The organism is Vibrio nomapromontoriensis (genome assembly GCF_050337205.1).
Lineage (GTDB): Bacteria > Pseudomonadota > Gammaproteobacteria > Enterobacterales > Vibrionaceae > Vibrio > Vibrio nomapromontoriensis.
In genome coordinates, this window is the sequence record NZ_JAKJSS010000011.1 from 286,784 (window position 1) to 294,173 (window position 7,390).

The 7,390-nt window shown below is 43.6% G+C and carries 7 protein-coding genes, 2 tRNA genes and 1 rRNA gene; 3 read left to right on the forward strand and 7 right to left on the reverse strand.

The features are described from left to right. The 3 genes from L4D05_RS15960 to phoB are packed head-to-tail and all read right to left on the reverse strand — an operon-like array spanning position 1 to position 2,973. Positions 1–966 (reverse strand): PstS family phosphate ABC transporter substrate-binding protein, encoded by a 966-nt coding sequence (locus L4D05_RS15960; RefSeq protein WP_428752765.1) that lies wholly within the window; start codon positions 964–966, stop codon positions 1–3. Beyond that, the gene (gene phoR, locus L4D05_RS15965; RefSeq protein ID WP_428752767.1) at positions 966–2,264 is read right to left on the reverse strand and encodes a phosphate regulon sensor histidine kinase PhoR; all 1,299 of its coding nucleotides are present in this window, start codon (positions 2,262–2,264) and stop codon (positions 966–968) included. Before phoR ends, L4D05_RS15960 begins: the two co-directional genes overlap by 1 nt. Before the next feature lie 19 nt (positions 2,265–2,283). Then, a complete protein-coding gene (phoB, locus tag L4D05_RS15970) occupies positions 2,284–2,973 on the reverse strand; it encodes a phosphate regulon transcriptional regulator PhoB (RefSeq protein ID WP_042500693.1) in 690 nt (229 codons plus the stop codon). Positions 2,974–3,167: 194 nt separating this feature from the next. Between phoB and rdgC the strand changes: the two genes are divergently transcribed. The 3 genes from rdgC to L4D05_RS15985 all read left to right on the forward strand — a co-directional run bounded on the left by rdgC (position 3,168) and on the right by L4D05_RS15985 (position 5,855). Beyond that, positions 3,168–4,076, forward strand: coding sequence for a recombination-associated protein RdgC (gene rdgC / locus L4D05_RS15975; protein ID WP_428794591.1), 909 nt, complete (start codon positions 3,168–3,170; stop codon positions 4,074–4,076). A gap of 137 nt (positions 4,077–4,213) precedes the next feature. Continuing rightward, the gene (gene trhP / locus L4D05_RS15980) at positions 4,214–5,599 is read left to right on the forward strand and encodes a prephenate-dependent tRNA uridine(34) hydroxylase TrhP (RefSeq protein ID WP_428752769.1); all 1,386 of its coding nucleotides are present in this window, start codon (positions 4,214–4,216) and stop codon (positions 5,597–5,599) included. A gap of 1 nt (position 5,600) precedes the next feature. Next, on the forward strand, positions 5,601–5,855 hold the full coding sequence (locus tag L4D05_RS15985; RefSeq protein ID WP_265676108.1) for a YfhL family 4Fe-4S dicluster ferredoxin: 255 nt from the start codon (positions 5,601–5,603) through the stop codon (positions 5,853–5,855). Positions 5,856–5,887: 32 nt separating this feature from the next. On the opposite strand, the gene L4D05_RS15990 is transcribed toward L4D05_RS15985, so the two are convergent. From L4D05_RS15990 to rrf, 4 genes are all read right to left on the reverse strand, one after another. Next, complete coding sequence (locus tag L4D05_RS15990) at positions 5,888–6,196, reverse strand: hypothetical protein (protein WP_428752771.1); 309 nt, start codon at positions 6,194–6,196, stop codon at positions 5,888–5,890. A gap of 680 nt (positions 6,197–6,876) precedes the next feature. Next, positions 6,877–6,953, reverse strand: a tRNA-Trp gene (locus L4D05_RS15995). Positions 6,954–6,989: 36 nt separating this feature from the next. Continuing rightward, positions 6,990–7,066: transfer RNA gene (locus tag L4D05_RS16000), tRNA-Asp, on the reverse strand. Between the two features lie 40 nt (positions 7,067–7,106). After that, positions 7,107–7,222: ribosomal RNA gene (rrf, locus tag L4D05_RS16005) — 5S ribosomal RNA — on the reverse strand. Positions 7,223–7,390 lie beyond the last annotated feature (168 nt).

The window sequence follows — 7,390 nt, forward strand, 5'->3', positions numbered from 1 at the left end:
TCAATCATTGAGAGTAAGCCCAACTTTTGCAAGCTCATGCTCTACAAACAATGGGGTTAATGGGACATAACCATTTTTTTCTACAATACGCTGCCCCTCTCGAGAATAAATATAGCGAATATACGCTTCTTCTATTGGCTCCAAGGGTTTATTTGGATTCTTATTGACGTAGACATAAAGGTAACGTGACAACGGATAGTTTCCCGATAGTACATGCTCCTGCAGCGGAAAAACATAATCACTACCTTGCTTAGCAATAGGAACAAGCCTTGCTCCAGAGACTTGATACCCAATGCCTGAATAACCAATAGTATTTACCGATGAAGCGACCGATTGAGCAACAGAAGCCGAACCGGGCTGTTCATTGACATTCCGCTTGAAGTCGCCACCACATAACGCATTTTCTTTAAAGAAACCGTAAGTTCCTGATACAGAGTTGCGACCAAACATCTGGATCGCACGTTGGTTCCAATGACTTTTTACGCCTAACTCCGACCATGTCTGCACACTGGCTAATGCTCCGCATCTTAACGTGGCTGAAAAAATACTATCAAGTTGCTCAAAATTGAGGCCTTGAATAGGGTTATCCTTATGAACAAAAATTCCGATCGCATCGATCGCAACACTTAAAGCTGTGGGCTTGTAGCCATACTCTCTCTCAAAAGCATTCACCTCCTGTAACCTCATCGCTCGACTCATTGGGCCAAACTGTGCGGTTCCTTCAGCAAGAGCTGGAGGAGCAGTAGAGGACCCCGACGCTTGGATTTGAGCGTTTACATTAGGATAAATCGTCTTAAACTCTTCTAACCATAATGTTGTCATTCCAGATAGAGTATCGGATCCCACTGAAGATAGATTCCCCGATACGCCTGGTATTTTTTGATAGCGCGGCAACTCAACAGCGACAGCGTTGAATGAAGCCACTACCAAGCCAACCCATAAGGTGATACGTGAAGTGTTTAACATTAATTGACAACCAATCGCTCGGGCAAAATAAAGGAGAACTTACTACCGACATTCACTTCAGAATGGATTTCCAAATGAGAGTCATGATGAGACAAGGCATGCTTTACTATTGCCAAACCCAAACCACTACCCCCTGTATCCCGTGAACGCGCCTTGTCGACTCGGTAAAAGCGCTCGGTCAAGCGATGTAAATGCTGGGCTTCTATACCGTCACCGGTATCTTCCACTTCTAAACATGCGCCTTGAGAAGACTGATACCAGCGAACTTTCACGCCCGCCCCTGGCGGTGTATATTTAACAGCATTGTAAACAAGATTGGAGATAGCACTGCGCAATTGGTCTTCATCACCAAAAACTCGCAAGCGATTATCGATATCAAACTCAATGACATGCCCTTCATCACCACTTAAGCTTACCGCTTCTTTCTCTAGAATCTCCAACATCGCGGGCACATTAACTACTTCATCTAATTCGTGCATCGGAGCCGCTTCTATTTTAGAAAGCGTTAGCAGCTGATTAACTAAACTGTTCATACGGTTAAGTTGTTCTGTCATCACACCATGTGCTTTTGTCCACATAGGCCCAACGATCATATCGGGGTCTTCAGTCATCTCAAGATAGCCTTGCAATACTGTCATTGGCGTACGCAGTTCATGAGAGACATTCGCAAAGAAATTTCGGCGCATTCCTTCTAGCTGCTTTAACTGACTCACATCACGCACAACCATCAAGTGTTCACCTTCGGTATAAGGCACGATACGCAATTCCAACATTCGCTCCACATTTAAGGGCGAAGGCATTTCTAACGGCTCAGAAAAATCGTTCTTATTGAGATATTTGATAAAGTCAGGAGTGCGAATTAGATTCGAAATAGGCTGCCCAGAATCACCAGGCCATCGAAACCCAAGTAAGTGCTGAGCCAATTTGTTGCACCAGACAATGTTACCTTCACTACGGAAAACAACGACAGCATCCGGCAACGATTCCGCACCGTTTTTAAATCGCCGAATTAGGTTAGTCAGCTCTTTGCGTTTTCGTCGTTGGCGCTGCTGTAAACGATAGATACCATTAAACAGTAGCTCCCAGTTTCCTGTACCCGAAGGTGGCGTTAGACGCTTCTCATCCCATAGCCATGCGGATAGACGCAGTTGATTATGCAGATGCCAGATCAACTGCATAACCGTTGCGGCAAGCAGTAACCACGGCATATAGCCAAATATCCACCCGACAATAATCCAAGGGGTGTAAAAAAAAGCCAGCTCCCAAGCTAGCTTTTTCCATGTTAAACGTTCAACCATCTACCTCTCCGGTTCAATACTAGCCTTTGGTTGAGAATCGATAGCCAGCACCTCGTACTGTTTGAATCAGCTTATCATGTCCCGCTGATTCTAGTGCTTTACGCAACCGACGAATATGTACGTCTACTGTGCGGTCTTCTACATAGACGTTGGTGCCCCACACGTTATTAAGTAGTTGCTCACGACTATAGACACGCTCTTGATGGGTCATAAAGAAGTGCAGCATCTTAAACTCGGTCGGCCCCATATCTAATGGTTGATCGTTCGCCGTTACTCGATGAGAAACAGGATCTAATTTCAAACCTTGAACATCAATCACATCTTCTAGCGCAGTTGGCGTGACACGACGAATCACCGCCTTTAAGCGTGCAACCAATTCTTTAGGAGAAAACGGCTTGGTGATGTAGTCATCGGCCCCAACCTCAAGTCCACGAACTTTATCTTCTTCCTCGCCGCGAGCAGTAAGCATCACGACTGGAATATTACGAGTCAATTCTTCTCGCTTCATGTGCTTGATAAAATTAATGCCAGAACCACCAGGTAGCATCCAATCTAGAAGTACTAAGTCGGGGAATGGTTCAGCCAACTTGTTGACTGCTGTATCGTAATCTTCTGCTTCTACGGCTTGATAGCCTTTTTGCTCCAATACAAAGCACAACATCTCGCGAATAGGTGCTTCATCCTCAACAACCAGGATTCTTCTAGACATAACGGCGTAACCTTATGGAATCTAATCAACTGCATGCATTATCAGTAATTATTATGACACTTTTGTGACCATTGAAAACAATTTTTCATATAAGTTTCGCACAAATCCCATTGTCAGAATCAATATTTAGGCTAGGACATTCTGGTCAAAATTGCCTATGATGTGCAGCGTTCAATTATTAATGTGAGAGTAATATGTGGTTTAAAAACTGTTTGGTCTATCGTTTCAATAAGGAACTTGAGTTTAACGCTGATAAGCTAGAACAGCAGCTTGAAGAGTTTCGTTTCACGCCATGTGGCAGTCAAGACAAACAAAAGTTTGGCTGGGTTACTGCACTGGGCAAACATGGCGACATGATGACTCATGTATCTGAAGACCGTATTTTGCTTTGCGCTAAGAAAGAAGAAAAAATGTTACCTGCATCAGTGATCAAAGAATCACTGAATAACAAGGTAGACTTACTAGAAACGCAAGAAGGTCGTCCACTTAAGAAAAAAGAAAAAGATGACCTTAAAGAAGACATTATTATTGATTTACTGCCGCGTGCATTTAGCCGAAGCAATCTCACCTATATGGTTATCATGCCAAAAGATGGCTTCATTATTGTTGACTCAAGCAGCTTTAAAAAAGCAGAAGATGTGATTGCGCTACTTCGTAAAACCATGGGCAGCCTCCCTGTTATCCCTGCATTCCCAGAGCAGCCAATCGAAAATACGCTGACGGAATGGGTAAAAACGTCAAGTACTCCAGCAGGCTTCAATATGCTTGATGAAGCTGAACTTAAATCAGTACTAGAAGACGGCGGTATCATCCGCTGTAAAAAGCAAGAGCTATCCAGTGATGAGATTCTAGGACACATTGAAGCCAATAAGTTTGTCACCAAGTTAGCTCTCAACTGGCAGGAGCGTATTGAGTTTATTTTTGCTGACGATGGCAGCATTAAGCGCTTGAAGTTTAGTGACGAACTCAAAGACCAAAACGAAGACATCCCTAGAGAAGATGCCGCAGCAAGAATCGACGCCGATTTTTCTTTATTATGTGGCGAGTTTAGTACGTTCTTACCCGACTTATACAAAGCATTCGGCGGCTTACCACAACAATAACCTTTTCGAATCAATGCCCGGGTCTTCCGGGCCTATTTCTGCACTTGGAATAGCTACAATTTTAGCGTAGAATTTGCGCCCCTTAGTACCATCAGGTGGTACTTCCCTGACTTATAATCAGAATAGAGATTTTAGCAATGTTTACTCCAGAACTCTTGTCACCCGCCGGCAGCCTTAAGAATATGCGTTATGCATTCGCATATGGTGCAGACGCCGTTTATGCAGGTCAGCCTCGTTATAGCCTTCGTGTTCGTAATAATGAATTTAACCATGAGAACCTACAGATAGGTATTAATGAAGCCCATGAGTTAGGTAAGCAATTTTATGTGGTATGTAATATTCAACCGCATAACTCTAAGTTAAAAACCTTTATTCGCGATTTAAAGCCTGTTGTTGAAATGGGGCCTGACGCACTTATCATGTCAGACCCTGGTCTAATCATGATGGTACGTGAAGCATTCCCGGATATGGCGATTCACTTATCCGTGCAAGCAAACGCCGTAAACTGGGCAACCGTTAAGTTTTGGGCCGCAAACGGTGTAGAGCGTGTCATCGTCTCGCGCGAATTATCGCTTGAAGAGATCGAAGAGATTCGTGAACACTGTCCTGAAACAGAGCTTGAAGTATTTGTTCATGGCGCACTTTGCATGGCGTACTCTGGTCGTTGTCTGCTATCTGGCTATATCAACAAGCGCGATCCAAACCAAGGGACTTGTACTAACGCTTGTCGCTGGGAGTACAATGTTGAAAAAGGTAAAGAAAACGACGCAGGTCAAATTGTCGAAGAATTCGATCCGAATACTCCGAGTGCAATCGAAGTTCAAGATGAGCGTCCCGATAATACTCTAGGCCTAGGCAAGCCAACTGACGAAGTCGTTCTGCTTTCAGAAAGCCACCGTCCAGAAGAAAAAATGGCCGCCTTCGAAGATGAGCATGGCACCTATATCATGAACTCAAAAGATCTTCGTGCTATTCAACATGTCGAGCGATTGACCAAAATGGGTGTTCATTCGCTAAAAATTGAAGGACGTACAAAGTCATTTTATTACTGCGCGAGAACAGCTCAGGTCTATCGTAAAGCGATTGATGATGCCGTCGCTGGTAAGCCATTTGATGAAACATTATTGGGTACACTAGAGAGTCTTGCGCATCGTGGTTATACAGAGGGCTTCTTGCGTCGCCATACCCATGATAGTTATCAAAACTACGACTACGGATATTCTGTTTCAGACGCTCAGCAATTCGTTGGTGAGTTTACTGGCAAGCGTCGTGGAGCTTTAGCGGAAGTTGAAGTTAAGAACAAGTTTATCGTCGGCGACAGCTTAGAGATCATGACCCCTCAAGGGAACGTTGTTTTTAACCTAGAAGTCATGGAGAACCGTAAATCAGAAGTTATCGACGATGCTAAAGGTAACGGTCACTTTGTCTTCATTCCAGTTCCTGAGGATATGGAACTAGATTTCGCATTACTTATGCGTAATCTAAATGCTGGTCAGGATACTCGTAACCCTACAGGCAAATAATATGGCTCTGTTAATTACAGGAAAATGCATTAACTGCGACATGTGTGACCCAGAATGTCCTAATGAAGCAATAGCGATGGGAGCGGAAATTTATGAAATTGATCCCGCACTATGTACTGAATGTAAAGGGCATTACGATAAACCTACATGTCAATCGGTTTGCCCGATAACTAACTGCATAATTACAGATCCAAATAATGTGGAAACAGAAGATGAACTGCTAGAAAAGTTTGTCATTATCCAAGGCATGGCCTAAAGAAAAAGCCTCCATTTGCTGGAGGCTTTTTTTTATCCCGATTTTTCAATGGGAAACACATTACAGTACAACTCTTTTTCGTATTGCATTTCAAGCTTCTTACGCCAATTTTCGGCAGAATTAACAGGGATTAAATAGAACTTCTCCCGGCTGGTATCAGTAACAAAAGCGATACCATGCTGCATCAATTCATAGTGAATATCATTGATAAATCCTAATGTGAACCCTTGACGACCAGAAAGCTGATTAATGTCCTCTCTAGTCAAGATTACTCCCTCTTTTTCAGAAGAAAACCTCTCCCTCAGCCAACGGGAAAACTGCCGTGCTGAAATCATAGTCATAACGGTATTCCTTACCCAAACTCTTAAAGGCTTGCACCAAAGAAAAGCAGCAGAGTAGCCAAAACCACGACAGAGAGGCTAATAACAAACAACTAATCCACTGAATTACTGATAATATAGTCAAGCAAAAGTCACTTCTCCAGTCCCAAATATGAGAGGACTGACATTCATTTATTTGTGACAACTATCTATAAAGATAAACTAGGAAGGAGTTCGTCAGGGTCAAATTTGCATTTGTAATAAATGGCACACATTTAAAAATAAATCTATTTATCAGAAACTTACAAAACACGCAAAGCTAAGAACAGCAAGGCACAAGAGCGATATCAACCATAAAAAAGGGGTACCTATCGCTACCTCGGTTTTTGAAAAGTAAACAACCTGCGAAGACTAACGTTTAGAGGCGAAAGAATGCGAAAATTTCAACCAAGCACGACTCTTTAGGACTGGTGCCCAATACCCTCAACACGTAGTTTTAGTAACGAAAAAATGAAAAAGGCCCCGACCGAAGTCAGAGCCTTTGGGTATGGCAGGGGTGGACTGAGCCGGCATTCCGGAGATTCGATGGGACTTTCCACCAAGCGGGCTGGCGATTCAGGGGGACGCCTAGTTATCCCAACACATCGCTTTGAAAAAGCGAAAACGAAAAAGGCCCTGACCTAAGTCAGAGCCTTTAGATATGGCAGGGGTGGAGAGATTCGAACTCCCAACACGCGGATTTGGAATCCGCTGCTCTGCCAATTGGAGCTACACCCCTGTAGTTGTTTTTAAGACTTAACTTTGTCTAAATAAGTGGCGGAGTGGACGGGACTCGAACCCGCGACCCCCGGCGTGACAGGCCGGTATTCTAACCAACTGAACTACCACTCCGCAGTGGCTTACTCGCTATTGCAAGTGTCCATAAATTAAAGCCTGGCGATGTCCTACTCTCACATGGGGAAACCCCACACTACCATCGGCGCTACTGCGTTTCACTTCTGAGTTCGGCATGGGATCAGGTGGGTCCGCAACGCTATGGTCGCCAAGCAAATTCTTCTTTTACTTTCAGCTTTTATTAAAAGCTAAAGGCAAAATTAATTCGGAAAGCTAATAAAAGTTCTTAATACACATTCAATCTGTTCTTGCTTTGAGTCCATCAAAACCCTTTGGGTGTTGTATGGTTAAGCCTCACGGGCAATTAGTACAGGTTAGCTC

Excerpts from the sequence above, each read along its gene's own strand:
- L4D05_RS15960 (WP_428752765.1), bottom strand. The coding sequence starts at position 966 with ATGTTAAACACTTCACGTATCACCTTATGGGTTGGCTTGGTAGTGGCT.
- phoR (WP_428752767.1), bottom strand. The coding sequence starts at position 2,264 with ATGGTTGAACGTTTAACATGGAAAAAGCTAGCTTGGGAGCTGGCTTTT.
- phoB (WP_042500693.1), bottom strand. The coding sequence starts at position 2,973 with ATGTCTAGAAGAATCCTGGTTGTTGAGGATGAAGCACCTATTCGCGAG.
- rdgC (WP_428794591.1), top strand. The coding sequence starts at position 3,168 with ATGTGGTTTAAAAACTGTTTGGTCTATCGTTTCAATAAGGAACTTGAG.
- trhP (WP_428752769.1), top strand. The coding sequence starts at position 4,214 with ATGTTTACTCCAGAACTCTTGTCACCCGCCGGCAGCCTTAAGAATATG.
- L4D05_RS15985 (WP_265676108.1), top strand. The coding sequence starts at position 5,601 with ATGGCTCTGTTAATTACAGGAAAATGCATTAACTGCGACATGTGTGAC.
- L4D05_RS15990 (WP_428752771.1), bottom strand. The coding sequence starts at position 6,196 with ATGACTATGATTTCAGCACGGCAGTTTTCCCGTTGGCTGAGGGAGAGG.